1 protein-coding gene is annotated in these 940 nt (G+C 56.3%); it reads right to left on the bottom strand.

Translation table 11 applies throughout. From position 1 onward, the window contains the following. Positions 1 to 940, bottom strand: a 940-nt coding sequence (locus PFER_RS11780) for an acetate--CoA ligase family protein (protein WP_048152728.1), incomplete at both ends; no start/stop codon positions are given.

Genomic DNA, 940 nt, shown 5'->3' with positions numbered 1-940 from the left:
GGACGAGGGCGTAAACAGCGTCCACTCCATCCTCAACCGTCTCGTAAACCGGAACGCCCTTCTCCTCAATCCTCCTCGCCATCCTCTCCGGGTACTCTCCACCCGGGGCCACAAACACTATCGGCTTACCATAAGCCTCCATCCTCTCCATAGCCTCAACAATCCCCTCATCCAAAGCCGGACTCTGGAAGAGCGCTATGACAACAAGAACGTCAACGTTCTCATCCTCAAGAGCGTACCTCATGGCAATCTCGTACCTGCTCGACGGAGCATCCCCTATAATGTCAATCGGGTTCTTGTAACTCATGTGGTGCGGGAGCTTGCCCTCTTCGATGGCCTTCCTAAAGCGCTCGTTCGTCTCCCCACTAAGCTCGGCAAGCTTCATACCGCGCTCAAGCAAACCATCACTCATCATGACACCCGCGCCACCACCGTTCGTAACTATAGCCACGCGGTTGCCCTTAGCTGGCTTCTGCATGGCAAGAACCTTCGCGTAGTTGAAGAGCTGGCGCATGCTTTTAGCCTCCAAAACGCCCGCCTGCTCGAAAGCAGCTTGATAAATCGCGTAAGAACCAGCCAGAGAGCCAGTGTGAGAAGCAGCGGCTTTAGCGCCAGCCTCCGTTCTCCCACTCTTGAGGATTATCACGGGCTTCTTCCTAGTGGCCCTCTTCGCCACCTCAAAGAACTTCCTACCGTTCTTAACGCCCTCGATGTAGGCCGTGATGACCCCCGTGGAATCGTCCTCCGTGAGGTACTCCATAAAGTCACTCTCGTCCAGGTCAGCCATGTTCCCAAGGCTTATGAACTTGCTCATCCCAACCTCGTGCCTCGCGGCCCAGTCGAGGATGGCCGCGCCGAAAGCACCGCTCTGGCTCATGAAGGCTATCTTCCCGAAGGGCGGTCTCGCCTGCCTCTCCGGGGGATTAAATGTGCAGTCGAA

The organism is Palaeococcus ferrophilus DSM 13482 (assembly GCF_000966265.1).
GTDB classification, from domain to species: Archaea; Methanobacteriota_B; Thermococci; order Thermococcales; family Thermococcaceae; genus Palaeococcus; species Palaeococcus ferrophilus.
The sequence above is the reverse complement of the archived record's forward strand: the minus strand, read 5'-3'. Positions and strand labels throughout refer to the sequence as shown.